We start from the raw sequence: 15219 nt of genomic DNA on the forward strand, positions 1-15219 counted from the left end.
CCATGCCTAGAACATACGAATCCATCCCCCGAGTTGGAAACCAGGATCTGCTCAAAGGAATCGAAAAGCTCGCACAGATCGTCCAGTTCCGCGGCCAGTTAACGAAGGACGAACTACGCGATGAAATGGAAGCAATCAACCGCGACAGAGACTCCAAACTGTTCAAATCGATCGATGAGTGGTTCAAGTTCACGTTCCAAGATCAAAACTGCTCGATCGAGATCATCAAAGAAGCCGACGGACACGTAGAACTGACCGAGGATGGGAAAGAACTCCTCACTGCACCCGACTTCCGTGTCGCCGCCTTCCAGCTCTTGGAACGAAAGTCACGGACCAACTTCACCCATTTCTACGATGTCCTACAGCAAATCGAGCAGAAAGTACAGGCAGGCAATTACGATATGGGCAGCGATCTAGAGGAAACGATCTACACGTGGATCCAGAACAAAGTCACAGCAGGAGCGATTGCCTGCTTCCTCAAGGACTTCGAGATCGTCGTCAAGGACGACGGCCGGTGGGAGATAAATCCAGCGCAGTACACCTATCTCCAGGGTGACGACGAGGATATTGTCGAAGATATCATCGCGGAACATGGTAACCGGATGGATCTCGCCGAACTGGAACAACTCCTGACATTGGATTTCAAGTGGGGCGACGAACAAGTCGATGACATCATACAAGAACTTCAGGACCAGAATCGGGTGGCAACTGACCGCTACGAAGGCAAGACCGTCATTGAACTGGTCACTACCTGAAAATGAGCATCGTCCGCAACGTATTGGATCATCTCGACCGTCCAGGCAACGATATCGCCATCGTCGCGGTCAGTGATGTCCATAGCGAATTCGACACCGTCTTCGAATTTATCAATGAATGCCAGCGCCGTACACCTGACACAGCCTACAGCACCGAATTTCTCCGCCCGCGAGACCGTGATGACGGCAGCGGCGACAAAATCATCCTGATGTCGAACCCTGCCCGGATTACAGAGCACAACGTGCTCGATACCAGAATCTACATCGTTGAACAGACAAACGACCTAAAACACAACCTCATCAAATACCGGATCAACACATGACAGTCGAGGAAGCCAAAGAGGATGTCGTCAACATCCTCGACCGGCAAACCATCAAACGCGTCCGACGTGAATGCGAACGACTAGCCGCGGAAAAAGACCTCCCTGCCTTCGAGGCGTTCCTCGAAGAAGGAACCCACTTCATCCTCACCGAGAAACGCGCAGATATCCTGCACGGTGTCCACGACGGACTCGACAACAAGGATAGCCCCGGCGTCATCCTGCACGGAGCGTACGGGTCCGGCAAAACCGTGATGATGGAGAACATCGCCGCGCTGTGCCAGGCAGACCAAGAGCTCGGCGGCCACGAATTCAGCCAGCTCCACTACGGCGAGACACCGCTCGACTGTATCACAGTCAGCCTAGAGCAAAACGATACTCCAACCGACTTCCTGCACGCCCTCTTCGAAGCCCTGGTCACCCAGAGTGAGAACGTCGGCAGGGATGACCTGAAGGCGATATTCAATGACCGGAAGCTGGACGATCTCACGATGGAGGACTTGGATGAGTCACTCCCGCCCAGCCAACGTGAACACCTTATCGACCTCTTCGAAGACCCGGACTCCCTGGAGGACATCGCCCGCGTCACCAAATCACTGACTGCTGGTGACGCCCACAAGCCGATCACCTGGTTCACGACCTACTACCACGACCGCGAAGGCCGCTACCCTGCACTCTACATCGACGAGTTCGAGCAACTGTTCCGCCAGGGCGTCGACCCCGGGGGAACCTACCGGCTTAAAGCGATCATCCAGAAGATGATCCGGAACGCCGTCTCCGGGTTCGAGGATCTCGATACACCGCCCTACATCCTCTTCGCCAATACACTCTCCCTCGACGAGCTTAAGGACCGGTTCAGTGCGGAGCGCGACCTCATCGACCGGATCACTGAGAGTGTCAGCTACAACATCGACCTCTCCGAAGACGAAACGAAGGAGCTCTTCGCCAAACTCTACCGGCTCTACGTCATCCCTCTCCTCGCCGACCGCGACGGGGAGACCCAGGACTGGCACGACACACTCGCTGCGACCGACATCGGTGACGACGGCTACGTCTACCCGTTCACCGATGACACCCTCAACTTCGCACTCAGCATCGTCCAGAAGTTCGAGGACGAGACACAGGGCGAGACCGTCGTCCGTGCCTTCCGCGACTACAAACGCATCCTCATCGCCTTCCTCGACCACTGGGACGGCGACGGACGCATCGACCTCGACTTCCTCTATCAACACGGCGACCAGGTCCGCGAACAGCTACGTGGCCAGGTCGAACGCGTAAACCTCGACGAACTCCCCGGGGAGGGCAGCATCGAGACCACCATCGAAGCAGACTACAACGATGCTACCGGGATCCAACGCCGTGTTCTCCGCCAAATCGCCAAAGTCGGGATCCTCCAACGCGAAGAACGTCCGGTCTACTTCACCGCCGACGAGATCACCGTTATTGCGGACGGCATCGAGCTACAGATCGAGGAAAGTGAAGCGGCTGATCTGATTACGCAAGCTGCCAACGGTCCTGACTACTTCGAACAGGAAGGCGACCGTCTCGAATTCAACCCGAACGAACTGACAGGTACCGCAGCCGGTGAGGATGAACTTTCCCTCGCCGACCAGGTCGGCGAAACGGTCAACGACCTCGGTTTAGAGGAGAAGAACTTGATCCAGCTCTGGGAGACGATGCAGGAGCAGTGCTTCCCAGACACGTCGTTCGAGAACCAGAACGACCAGTACCTGGAGTTCGAGACCGACGACCTCAACTACACGTCGAACGTCTATCTCACACTTGCACCTGACTCGCTGCCGGAACAGCTCCAGGTGGAAGTTGATGACGAGGCACTCCACATCGTTATCCGGCTCGGCCGAGATCCGGACGGCGATCTCCCGGCGCGATTCTACGTCACTGAACGGAACGGCCGTGCTTCGAACATCACCGACGAGATCCAAGCAAGCCTCAACCAAGAAATCGAGGCCCACTTCGACGAGGACAGCGACTACTACGACCTGATCGAGGCGATCCAGGACAAATTCCCCCGGTTCGATCTGTACCAGGCCTACGTGATGTTCCTCAAACTGTCCCTGGCGGAACTGGCAGGGGAGGACATCCACAACGATATCACTGCCCGGACAGCGGAACGGATCAGTTTCTCCATCATCACGACGGTCGACAGCAACGTTACCAACATCGCCGACGACTATCCACGAACCAAGCTCGGGTTCAACGGGGCCTACGCCGGGAAGAACTACCTCAACCTCGTCTACGGAATCAAACACCTCGAACAGGAAGGCGAACTCATCCACAGCAACGCCAACCACCCACGCATCGACGTCCGTTCCTTCGGACGAGTCAGCCGCACACGGGAATCCGGCGACGAATTCCGTTCCATCGTCAGCTCCTTCGCCGACAACGAATCCTTCATCCAGGAACAGGACGATGGCGAGTTCCGCCTTGTCCCCCAGTTCAGCAGTTACAGCCCGATCTTAGACAAAATCGAATCACAGCTCGACGAGGACGGCCTCGACTTCGATGAGATCCTCGAACTCATCTTCGGCACGGCCGAGGTCGAAAACGTCACCAAGGCGATGGTCTACCTCTTGCTGGTCCTCGGCCAGTACTGGGACAACTATAGCTGGGTCTTCGAGGACGACGCCGAGACCACCATCATTCCTGCCAACGTCCGGATCGAAACCCAGCGCGAACAGACCCGCCAGCAGATTGGCCGGGCCATCGAGATCGCGATCCTAGACCAGGCCAAGCAGGATGACCCGGACAGTGAACCGGTCGAGGATCTGAAATCAAAGTACGACAGTGTCGACGATGCCGATGCAACCCGGCTCGATGAGCTTCAGGACGAGGTCGATGCTGACTGGGAGTTCGACTACCAGGGTGTGAACGAATCACTCCGTGAGATCGGTGCCAACGATGTGTTTGCTGACACGGCTGTGGCGACGTACGCGACCACGATCCGACCGCTTGGATCGATCGATGCCGAACTCCGCTACCTCATCCTCGACGACCTCGACCACCTCGTCACCCAGGTCAAACAGGCGGCCACCGTCCTTGAGAAACAGGAGCAGTTGGATGACTTGGTGACGAAGGTCGAATGGTTCGACCTCGACCCCGACCTCCAATCAGAGGGACTCGAAATCGATTGTATCACCACCGTCGAGGAGTTCTGGGAATCCCGCCAGGTTGAACGCAACATCGAAGACGCGGACATCGCCGATGACCTGGACGGCTACCTTGAGGACAATATCCAGCTGAACCGGCTCTTCAACATGCTGCAGCGTAGCCGGAAGAGCATCGTTCCCCAGGTCGACACCTACGATGCTGATGACGACTTGGACGACCTCAACACTGACCTTGACCTAGTCAGGGGAGAATTGGAGGACGCGATCGAAGAGGAACAGGACAAGGTCGACGACGCGCAGGACGAACTGGAGGAGTTCCGTGACCGGATTCCCGGCGAGTCCAGCTGGCTCCGCCACGGGGACAACGCCCTCGACGACTGCAAATCGGAGCTGGAAAGCTCGCCGGAACAGTTCGACCATGAACAGTACGGTGAATACTGGCGTCAGTGGGAGCGAGCACGGGACAACCTTGAGGAAGAGGCGTTCGGCGAAGACGAGTTCGAAGACACCGTCAGGAAGTACGACAGCGACATCGATATCGAAGTGGTCGAAAACGCTGCCGAGGACGGTATCGACTCCAAGTTCACCGAACTCGACGATGACGCCTTTGAACAGGTGATCGCTAGATTGGACAGCGACTCGGAGACTGCCGAGGAACTAAAGCAGTCGCTGCTGAAGATTCGTGTGAAAGCTGAACTTATGGGGAGTCAATCATGATCATCGGCGGCGACAAGGAGGAACTGTCCGCCTATCTCGGCCGCAAGTTCGACAGCGACAACGAGCTGGGTGAACCAGTTCGCTTGGACCTCAACGAGCCGCACATGGTCACCGTCTGCGGCAAACGCGGCTCCGGGAAATCCCACACGCTCGGGGTGATGATGGAGGAACTGATGACCCTGCCCACACAGGTCAAGTCGAACCTGAACGGCTTGGTTATCGACGCGATGGGCATCTACTGGAGTCTCCAGGTCCAGACCCCAGATACGGACCTGCTCGAGGACTGGGATCTGTCACCTTCTGAGTACCCGGTCAAGGTCTACTATCCTGCCGGGCTCGAAGAACAGTACGAAGAGATCCAGCAGTACTTCCACGAAGGCTTCGAACTCTACCCGTCCGAACTCTCCGTCGAGGACTGGCTGTACCTGCTCGATATCGACGAAACCCAGGCACAGGCCGGCTTGCTCTCCCAAGTCATCGAAGAGGCAGAGGAGGACTTCGGCCAGTACTACAGCATCATGGACCTGCTCGACAAGGTCGAAGCATCTCCTGAATCAGCCAACATCAAGGATGCGCTTCACCGCCGCCTTGAGAAAGCAAAGAACTGGGGGATTTTCAGCTCCTCGGGCTCCAAGATCGAGGAGATCGTCGAAGGCGGCGAATTCGTTGTCCTTGACCTCTCCGGTGCCGGTGCCCTGCCGTGGAACGTCCGCACTATGCTCACCGGCATCCTTGTCAAGAAAATGTACAACAAGCGGAGCTTCGACCGCAGCCGGGAAGAAGTCAAGAAAATCAAAGGCGAACACACTGAGGTCAACTTCCCCCTCGTCTGGCTGTTCCTCGACGAAGCACACCTGTTCGCGCCGTCGGGGCATAGCGAGCCCAGCACAGATCCACTCGTTGAATGGGTGCGGCAGGGCCGTCGACCCGGGCTCTCCCTGGTCATGGCCACTCAGCAACCCGGGGCACTCGACAACAGGATCCTCTCCCAGTGTGACACCCTCATCATCCACCGTCTCACTGCTGGCCAAGACTCAGATGCTGTCGGAGACAAGATCTCTGAACTCCACGACGCCCAAACCATAAGCCACTATATGCAACAAATTCCGAAAGAGCCGGGCTACGCCTACGCCATGAATGACGACGCCGAAACCATCGTCCCGGTCAAAGTCCGCCCCCGGAAAAGCTGGCACGCCGGCGAATCCGCCAAACTCGAAGAATTCCTTCCGGAAACATAATCTGGGCTTCCGGTAGTCTGTTAGATATCACGGACCTAAAACCAGATTACTTGGTGGATGGCCACGACGATATCCTGTCAGGAGGTAGTTTTTTCATAGCGTGAACGAAGTCCGAATCCGTCTAAAATATTTTTTCAGATTCTGCTGCTGTCTTAATGATGTCAAAAACTTCTGTCTGGAAGCTGTATAGTCCAGTACCGTAGTTTTGGGTATTGTCTGTAATGTCGTCGAAGTTATCACTGTACTATTGACTTTGTTTGTGAATCCTAGACGGAGCAGAGGGATCCATTCACAGAGGTGTTCGATCGTGGTTGCCATCATTAACACAAATTGAATCCAGATTGGGATTATTCGACTCGTCGTCTTGAGAGTGGCATTGAACGCTCTATATCGAACAAGTGGCTTTCCGGAAATAGCTACTCTCATAGAAGAAACGCACTACTGCAGGTGGTTCAAGTAAATAAAGAGAAGCAATCAGCCGCTTTCCGGAAATCACCCGGTTATACTTTTAATACTCAACCCCAAATCAGCTATACAGAAACTAAATGATCCGCGATGCTCGCGTGCTCCGCGCCGGGTTCGTCCCTCGGGAAGTTGAGCATCGCGATGCCGAGGTCAACCACCTCTCCAGCGTTCTCGAGCCCATTACGAACGGTGAACCCGCCGACACGGCCATCGTCACTGGACCCAGCGGCGCCGGCAAGACGTGCATCTCGCAATTCGTCACCGAACGCCTACGTGAGGAGGTGCTCGACGTCGAGGCCACCTACGTCAACTGCTGGCGTAACTACACCCGATTTCGGACCCTCTACCAGATCCTCGACGACCTCGGCGCGACCATCGACATCCACCGGCAGTCGACGCCCCACGACGAACTCGTTGATCGCCTCCAGCAGCATGACGGCCCGCGAACCGTCGTCATCCTCGATGAGGTCGACCAGCTCGAAGACCCCAGCGTCATTTACGACCTCCACAGCCTCCCGCAGTTCGCGATTATCTGCATCGCGAACAAGGAAGAGGAGCTGTTCAGCCGCGTCGACGACCGCCTCGTGAGCCGGCTGCGCTCCAGCGAGCACGTCCGGATGGACAAGTACCACGACGAGCAGCTGTACGACATCCTGAGTGCGCGGGCGAAGTGGGGACTCGATGAGGACGTCATCACCGACGACCAGCTCTACCGGATCGCCGACGCGGCCGCCGGCGACGCCCGCCTCGCAATCGGCATCCTTCGAACGGCCGCCGGCAAGGCCGATCGCGAGAACCACGAGCGCATCACCGACGACATTCTCCTGGACGCCGCCGAGGATGCTCGGGCCCAGATCAAGCAAAAGAGCCTCGACTCGCTCACGCCACACCAGCGCGTCGTCTACGACATCGTTCGCGAGCACGGCCCGGTCGGGCCGAGCGAGATTCACGAGCGCTATTCCGAGGACGTCGATGATCCGCGGACGAAGCGGACTATCCGCACGTACCTCTCGAAAATGGAGCAGTACAACCTCCTCGAGGCGGAAGGGACGAGTCGGGACCGAGAGTACTCGCTCGTCGATTCAGCGGCGGCGTCACCGATGCAGTAACGGTGACCCCATCAGCTTTCAGGAACTGAACTCGCCGAGGCCCGATTGCTCGTGGTCCAGTGGCTCGATGACCTGGGGATCGTCGTTGCCGGGGTTGTTGACCCGCGTCGAAATCTCGTAGGCGTCCAGATCGTCCTTCGGGTACGGCTGGCACAGTTCCTTGCGGGTGTCCGGGTCTGCGGCGAGCCAGTCAGATTCCGCGTCCTGCGGGAGGACGACCGGCATCCGGTCGTGGATTGAGTTCATCAGGTCGTTCGGCTCCGTCGTGAGAATCGTGACGCACGAGATCGTCTCGTCGTCGCCCTCCCAGACGTCCCAGAGCCCGGCCATCGCGAATGCGGGGTCGTCCTCCCGGTAAATCCGGTAGGGCTGCTTCGACCCGCCGTTCGGCGATTTCCATTCGTAGAACCCTGACGAGGGGACGAGGCAGGGACGTGATTTCCACGCCCGCTCGAAGACGCGTTTCTCGTCGGCAGTCTCGGATCGAGCGTTAATGATGCCCTCTTCGGGTTCGTCCGCCCAGAACGGAATCAGCCCCCAGTGGTAGGCGTCGATCTCGTCGGAAGCCTCGTTCGTGATGATGTGGAGGTCGTCGCCAGGTGCGATGTTGTATCGGGGTGTGTACCCGCCGTCCGCGACGACCTCGGCATCGAAGCGGGCCTCGAGGTCTGCTTGGTTGATGAAGAGCGAGTTTCGGCCACACATACATCCGGGTCCGACCGGGAGAGTCTTCAACGTATCTGGAAATGTGAACGGCTCTGAATCGTGCTGTTAGAGCTCGGTCGGGGACAGTAGCTCACAGAGAACAGCTGCTTGGTCAAGAAGTGCGTCGAAGAGCCGTTCAGTCGGTCGATATAGCGCGTGGTGTTCATCAACAGAGTATGGGGTTTTCTCATCATCTGTGTGTGAGAGAAATCCGCACTCAAGAAGCGGAGCAAGGGTAGTATCCAGCGCAGTTCCGGAACGGCCGGATTCGGCTTCAAGAGTGTGTCGAGGGAACTCAGAAAGGAACCGCGTACAGCAACTCAGGACGTGAGCACGTCGATCAGCGAATAGTTCGTTGAGCGCAGTACGATGGGTGCGTGTCCAATACTCATCGAGTTTGACGTATGTGCGAACGATCGGGGATAGCTCGTTCAAGGAACCAGTAGCATGGACGATGCCAAGGTCGTTGAGCGCATGTTGGTCTTTGGTGTCCAAAGACTCGCCGAGGGGATGGAGAACAGTTTGAAGCGCCTCGTGGTACCGCGAAGTGAGGAATTCCCCGGCAACAACGTGGGCGTTCACGATATTTCGAGTTGGGTGCATCGACTCGTGGTGGTCGGGGTTTCGGTGGTCGACGTGGGTTCGTGGATAGCTCATAGAGCACCTCTTCCAACGTGGCGTTGAGCATTAACATTCCGAGCAGTCAGGCTCGAGACTGCAGCTGGGTAGGTTTAACCAACACACCGCTGTCAATACGGCCGGGTGTTGGTTAACACGAAGTACGATCGATTCAGGAACTATTCTCGGAAACAGGATCCAAACGGAGACTACTCGGGACTGTACCGGGATTGGAGGGGATCACATCGAGTTTCCTGAAACGCGGAAGCGACACGCCGCGGCTTATCGGGAACGTAGACAACTAATCGAGTATGGGAAAACACTCAACGTCGAACCGATTGGCGGTGGACCAGCCGACACGGGGCGCTGACCGCAATCGGTCCCTTGCTGACCAGGCCGATCCGACTACGGACGAGATGTTGTTGCCGTCACTCGGCGACGGCATCACGCTGCTCGACGTCGAGGGAGGCCGCGGCGTCCCGATCCTGCAGTCGCTCGTACTCGACCATCTCCTCCTGCACGACGGGCCCGCCTTCTGGGTCGACGCAAATGGTCACGCGACGACGACGACACTTGCCCAGATCGCGCCCAGTCAACGGTTGCTCAACCGAATTCACGTCGCCCGCGGATTCACCGCCTACCAGCACTACGGCGCCGTCTGTGATCTCCCGACGGCAGTGAACAAGTCGATCCAGATGTCTACCACTGACGCCGGGGCGGCCGGTCGAGGGGAACCAAGTCGTGACGAGGACACGTCGCCCCATACGCCCGCCCTCATCGTCGCGCCGGCCGTCGACGCCCAGTACCGCGCCGACGATACCCTCGGCGAAACCCACGCGGGAACCCTTCAGGCTCGAACTCTCGCCCGGTTATCGACCTACGCCGAGGGGTACGACATCCCGGTGCTCGTTACGCGAAACGAACGAAACGAATTCACCGAGTCAGTCGCGACGGTCGCCGACCACCACCTAGAGTGCGAGCAGACTCGGATGGGGCCACGGGTCGTCGGCAAAGACTTCGAGACGCTCGTCTATCCCGTCGACGACGGCGCGTACTACCAGACGACGTTCGCGTACTGGCGGCAGCTGCTCGCGGCACGCGCCACGCAGGTCGGCGTGGAACCGACAACGTCGACGCCGTCGACGCCGACCCCGGAGGGTGTCGGGACAGGCGTCACAGCTGACGGTGAGACGGTGGCGGCCACCGCAGACCCCTTGCTCGATGCATGGACGGCGAGCGGTACAGGAGGCCGGTAGCGATGGGGCGGACGAACCCGACGTACCGGGATGCGCTCCGGGCCATCGAAGAGCGGTGGGCGGAGTTCCGCCGAGCACTGCGGCGTCGCGACCAGCCGCGCTTCGACCGGCTGTTCGAGTACGCCCGCGAGCACGCCGACGCGAGCGGGCTGTTGAACCACCAAAATCCGCTGCTGCCGGCGCTGCTCAGCATCGATATCGAACAGGAGGCCCGCCTCGACGACCACGAGGAACGCCTCGAAGAGCTCGAAGCCGCGGTCGCAGCACGCGATGATCAAGAGAGTGCCCCACCGGACTCGAACCCGTGACGATGCCGTTCAGTATCGACTTTCTGGACGACGGCCGCGTCCTGGAGTGGGAGGCAACCGCCGACGGCGCCGTCGCGACCGAGCACGATGACTACACCCCACGCTTCTACGTCGCCGCTCGCGACCCAGCGTCCGACATCGACCTCACGACACTCCAGTCGGTGTACGACCAGCACCCGGACGTCGTCGCGACCGGGATGGTTACGCGACGCCCCGGCTTTCGACGAGACGAGGAGACTGTTCTCGCGGTCGACGTCGCCCACATCGACAGCGTCACCCCACTCGCCCGGCAGGCACGCCAGTTGTCGGAGTATCCAGTCGGGGATCTCGCCTGCTTCAACGTCGACTTCTCGCGAGAGTTCCGATACTGTCTGGAGACCGGCGCCGATCCGACGCCGGCGAGCGAGCTGTCGACCCTCCGGCTCAGCGTTCCAGTGACCGAAACGAGCAACGACGTCTATGGGGAGTTGTCCGTCGCCGGCGACACCGTCACCGGCTCGCCGACGGATATCCTGACCGCCGTCCAAGGGGCACTCGAAGCGCACGATCCGGACGTCCTGGTCTGCTCAACCAGCGAGATCGTCCCGACCCTGTACGAGATGGCGACGGATGCCGGCATCGACGACTTCTCGCTGAGCCGGTGGCCGGACGTCGACTACCAGCAGCTCGCGAGCCGGTCGACGTACTCGAGCTACGGCCGCGTCGGCCACTCGCCGGCGCGGTACAACGTGCCCGGCCGGGCGATTATCGACGAGTCGAACACGTTCTTCTACGGAGAGACGAACCTCGACGGCGTCCTCGACCTCGTATCGCGCTCGAAAAAACCCGTCCAGGAGCTCGCGTGGGCGTCAATCGGGAACGTGCTCACGGCGATCCAAATCTGTGAGGCCAACGACCGCGGCGTTCTCGTGCCACGAAACTCCTGGCGCCACGAGTTCTACAAGCCGATGGGGACGCTCCACGATGCCGACCGCGGCGGCTTCATCTTCGCGCCCGAGGTCGGCCTCCACGAGAACGTCCACGAACTCGACTTCTCCTCGTTGTACCCGAACATCATCTGTACCCGGAACGTCTCGCCGGACGTTATCCGGTGTGACTGTCACAGCGACCGCGACGACGTCCCCGGCCTCGGATACTCGATCTGCGACGACCGGGGCTACCTCGTCGACGTGCTACAGCCGATCATCGACGCGCGCGACGAGATCAAGGCGGCCATCCGTCACGAGAAGGAACGAGACGACCCCGACGAGGACCGGCTGGCGGAACTCGAGGGACGGTCGGGAGCGCTGAAGTGGATCCTCGTCGCCTGCTTCGGCTATCAGGGGTTCAGCAACGCGAAGTTCGGCCGCATCGAGTGCCACGAAGCAATCAACGCGTTCGCTCGCGAGATCCTGCTGACGGCGAAACAGCGGCTGGAAGCTGGCGGCTGGCGGGTCGTCCACGGCATCGTCGACTCCATCTGGGTGACGCCGGACCCTGATGTCGACGACGAGGACCGCGAGGACCTCGGGACGCTTGCGACGGAGATTACGGACCGCGTCGAGATTCGGCTCGAACACGAAGCTCAGTACGACTGGGTGGCGTTCGTTTCGCAGCGCGAGAGCGATGCCGGCGCGCTGACGAAGTACTTCGGAAAGGTCGCCGGCGACGACGACTTCAAGATCAGAGGTATCGAAGCCCGGCAGCGTTCGACCCCACCGTTCATTGAGGACGTCCAGCGGGACTGTCTTGACCAGCTCGATGCCACGCGGTCACCGGACGCGGTGCTCGGACGGCTCGAACGCGCAATCGCCGAACTGCAGGCGGGCAACGTTGCAGTGGAGCGGCTCGTCGAACGGAATCGTGTCTCCAAGCCCCTGGAAGGCTACTCACAGAATACCCAGAATGTGGCCGCCTTGAAGCGAGCCCGCGAGCAGGAACTGGCAGTCCACCCGGGTCAGGATATCGAGTACGTGGTCGTCGACGACGAGAAATCCTCGCGAGACCGGGTCGCCCTCGCCCACGAGGAGACCGAGACCTACGACGCCTCGTACTACGAGACGCAGCTGGTCAGAGCGGTCGAGAGCGTGCTGTTGCCGCTGGGGTGGGATTGTACAGATATTCGACGGAGACTCGCGGAGACACGGGAGGTGGAGCTGACGGAGTTTACAGCAGCCCGGAACGGATGAGTAGTCTCAAATCTCTTCTGAGGTGAGCAAAATCACAAGTGGGCGACGAGGTCGATCCCATTCACACTCTGGGGGGTCCTGCTCTCTGGAACACCCCCCGGAGTGTGAATGGAGATAAATCAATCACACCGAGGGTGGACAACCTATATGTGAATGGGGCGAATTGGTCCGGTCATGCCAAACAACGATTCCACGCAAACAACCGTCGACGAGATACTAAATGTCGACGAGGGGGATAGCGAAGATGAATCGGATATTTTTGAGAAACCGTGGTTGCTCGAGATCGATAACGTTCCTGACGCCAATCGAATTGTCGGACGAGATGACCATATCACGTTCTTGGCCAAGAATCTCCGAAAGATGCGGACAAACAGCGTCCCGGATAACGTCCTGGAGTGGGGAGAAACCGGGACGGGGAAGACACTAGTTGCAAGACACGTCTGCGAGCGGCTTGAAGCAGCAACTGCAGGAACGGATTCTCCCATCGTTACTGCCTACATTAACCCAGACCCCATCTCTACGTATACCTCCACCTTCCGAAAGATTGCAGAGCAGGTGAACGCGAAAGCAGAGAACCCACTTGATGTCCCCTATCAGGGCCTCTCAGCCGAGCATTATCGGGATCAGAAATTGTGGCCCGTTGTTCAGAGGGAGTTCTCTGGCGGCCTCGTCGTCATCATTGATGAAATCGACAAGCACGGAGAAGTCAACGAGGTCCTCTACACGCTATCACGGACACAATCAAAAGACGACGTTGACTTCCCAGTCGTTACAATCGGGATTTCGAACGACATCGAATTCAAAGGAGAAATTGAGTCACGGGTTCAATCGACTCTCCAGCCAGAACACCGAACGTTCACGCCGTACGAAGAAGACCAGCTCATTGCAATCCTCGAAAATCGACGGGACGCATTTTACGACGGTGTCCTCGATGACGAGGTGATTCCAACCACAGCTGAACTCGCAGCTGAAGAACACGGTGACGCTCGACGGGCAGTCCGATTGTTCCGGAATGCGGGTGAGATCGCCGACGAAGAAGGCGACGATATCGTGACCGCGAATCACGTTCTCGAAGCTGACGAACTCGTCGAAGTTGAACTCTTTATGGAGATGGTGAAAGGGACTCCGTTGTCCGGGAAATTACTCCTGTTTGCTCTCACGCGTCTTGACCGGAATAACCCGGAAAAAGAATGGTTCCGGACGTCAGAGATTCACGAGGTTTACCAAACAGTAGCACGGGACGTCGAAGTAGAGCCCAAGGGGTACAATCGTGCGCTTGAGCTTCTGAACAAGCACGTGACGACAGGAGTTCTCGAATCGAAAAAGAAGGAAGGCGGAGATCAGGGGAAGTTCAGGTCGTATTCGCTCCAAGGAGACGTCGAGAGTACACGAACTGGACTGATCAACTCGACGCCGGAACTCCAGATGTTGATGGGATGGTGACACCCCCACCCCTCGGTGTGAATGGTCCCCCATAGGATACGACGGTTGTAGAGATAGAGTGCGAGTCGAGGAAGCAGGCTCGTTCGTCTGAAGAACCTAGTACGGCACGGAGAGCGGCTTACACGTTCTGTCACGGTAGCTGACCCGACCCGCTACTGCACCGCACCGCAGCTGTAGTTATCTTTATTATACTACAGTCTAAACAGTTCTCCGAATAGACGTATTCTGAAAGGCGAGGCCTTGTGCCGAAGCCGAAGGTTCGCCACTGAGGCGAGAACCTTCCCTACGGCGTGAGGACTTCAGCTGTTAATGCCTTCTTAATCGCGGTACCCTGGGTGGTGGACCATTCACACTGAGGGGTGTGGGGGTAAACGAGGCGTAATCTATCCGCGTGTTACTCTGTCTTCTCTCGGCGTGAAGTCTCGTTAGAGATCGGCGGTTGGTAGCCCATTCACACCGAGGGGTGTCGGGTAAACCGATCCCATTCACACTCTGGGGGGTGTCATCTGCTACGCTACGAATCACGTTGAAACGAACATCAGGCTACAGTTCCATCTCGTCTACTCGTCGGGATTCACCGGCCCTTTGTACTTCGACGTCACCGAATCGCCTTCCCGCCACTGCCAGTAGTAGTAGCGGTTGTCGTTGATCTCCTTGATCGTGATCGTCGCCTTCGCCGGCACGTCGTCTGGGAGGTCATCGGGGCGCTCCTCGACGTCGGCGTCGTCCGCTTCCTCCTCGAGACGGGCTTCCCGCTCTTTGTGTTCGGCCAACGCCTCGGCGTAGCTGGCAACATCCCGAAGATGCTCCGGTGTGGCTTCATTGAGCGTGTTGACGATCTCCGTCGGGAGGTTCGCCGGTGGGGTCGGGGGTTCGTAGGACATCGGCTACTCTCGTGTTAACCAACACGGCCCATGAACCCATAGTTTTGTTGGTTAAGACGATGGGGGCGGTTCTCGCGATTGTTGGCTGTAACACTACTCGAAACT

At 58.4% G+C, this 15219-nt stretch carries 12 protein-coding genes; 9 read left to right on the forward strand and 3 right to left on the reverse strand.

Annotation, left to right across the window (positions count from 1 at the left end; translation table 11 throughout):
- Positions 1-2: 2 nt before the first annotated feature.
- From EXE48_RS13045 to EXE48_RS13065, 5 genes are all read left to right on the forward strand, one after another.
- Positions 3-755, forward strand: coding sequence for a hypothetical protein (locus EXE48_RS13045; RefSeq protein WP_135830609.1), 753 nt, complete (start codon positions 3-5; stop codon positions 753-755).
- Between the two features lie 2 nt (positions 756-757).
- Positions 758-1078: a hypothetical protein gene (locus tag EXE48_RS13050; RefSeq protein ID WP_135830608.1), complete on the forward strand. Its 321-nt coding sequence runs from the start codon at positions 758-760 to the stop codon at positions 1076-1078.
- Positions 1075-4920 carry a hypothetical protein gene (locus tag EXE48_RS13055; protein ID WP_137711731.1) on the forward strand — a complete coding sequence of 1282 codons (3846 nt, stop codon included), beginning with the start codon at positions 1075-1077 and terminating at the stop codon, positions 4918-4920. Before EXE48_RS13050 ends, EXE48_RS13055 begins: the two co-directional genes overlap by 4 nt.
- Entirely contained in the window at positions 4917-6158 is a 1242-nt protein-coding gene (locus tag EXE48_RS13060) for an ATP-binding protein (protein WP_137711732.1), read from the forward strand. The genes EXE48_RS13055 and EXE48_RS13060 overlap by 4 nt, the downstream gene beginning before the upstream one ends.
- 545 nt (positions 6159-6703) lie before the next feature.
- Positions 6704-7732: a Cdc6/Cdc18 family protein gene (locus EXE48_RS13065; RefSeq protein ID WP_137711733.1), complete on the forward strand. Its 1029-nt coding sequence runs from the start codon at positions 6704-6706 to the stop codon at positions 7730-7732.
- Between the two features lie 18 nt (positions 7733-7750).
- On the opposite strand, the gene EXE48_RS13070 is transcribed toward EXE48_RS13065, so the two are convergent.
- Together EXE48_RS13070 and EXE48_RS18790 are read right to left on the reverse strand one after the other, a co-directional pair.
- The gene (locus tag EXE48_RS13070) at positions 7751-8437 is read right to left on the reverse strand and encodes an SOS response-associated peptidase (protein WP_137711734.1); all 687 of its coding nucleotides are present in this window, start codon (positions 8435-8437) and stop codon (positions 7751-7753) included.
- Positions 8438-8503: 66 nt separating this feature from the next.
- Complete coding sequence (locus EXE48_RS18790; protein ID WP_199236389.1) at positions 8504-9094, reverse strand: hypothetical protein; 591 nt, start codon at positions 9092-9094, stop codon at positions 8504-8506.
- 377 nt (positions 9095-9471) lie between these two features.
- Here EXE48_RS18790 and EXE48_RS13080 point away from each other — a divergent pair, with 377 nt between their 5' ends.
- From EXE48_RS13080 to EXE48_RS13095, 4 genes are all read left to right on the forward strand, one after another.
- A complete protein-coding gene (locus EXE48_RS13080) occupies positions 9472-10311 on the forward strand; it encodes a hypothetical protein (RefSeq protein WP_137711780.1) in 840 nt (279 codons plus the stop codon).
- Positions 10312-10313: 2 nt separating this feature from the next.
- The gene (locus EXE48_RS13085) at positions 10314-10619 is read left to right on the forward strand and encodes a DUF8156 family protein (protein ID WP_137711735.1); all 306 of its coding nucleotides are present in this window, start codon (positions 10314-10316) and stop codon (positions 10617-10619) included.
- Between the two features lie 2 nt (positions 10620-10621).
- Positions 10622-12787, forward strand: a complete 2166-nt coding sequence (locus tag EXE48_RS13090; RefSeq protein WP_199236390.1) for a type B DNA-directed DNA polymerase — start codon at positions 10622-10624, stop codon at positions 12785-12787.
- A 174-nt stretch (positions 12788-12961) separates the two neighbouring features.
- Positions 12962-14230 (forward strand): orc1/cdc6 family replication initiation protein, encoded by a 1269-nt coding sequence (locus EXE48_RS13095; RefSeq protein ID WP_137711737.1) that lies wholly within the window; start codon positions 12962-12964, stop codon positions 14228-14230.
- Positions 14231-14790: 560 nt separating this feature from the next.
- Here the strand turns inward: EXE48_RS13095 and EXE48_RS13100 are convergent.
- Positions 14791-15114, reverse strand: coding sequence for a DUF6788 family protein (locus EXE48_RS13100; RefSeq protein WP_121598787.1), 324 nt, complete (start codon positions 15112-15114; stop codon positions 14791-14793).
- Between the last annotated feature and the right edge of the window lie 105 nt (positions 15115-15219).

Source organism: Halorubrum sp. ASP1 (genome assembly GCF_005435135.1).
GTDB classification, from domain to species: Archaea; Halobacteriota; Halobacteria; order Halobacteriales; family Haloferacaceae; genus Halorubrum; species Halorubrum tropicale.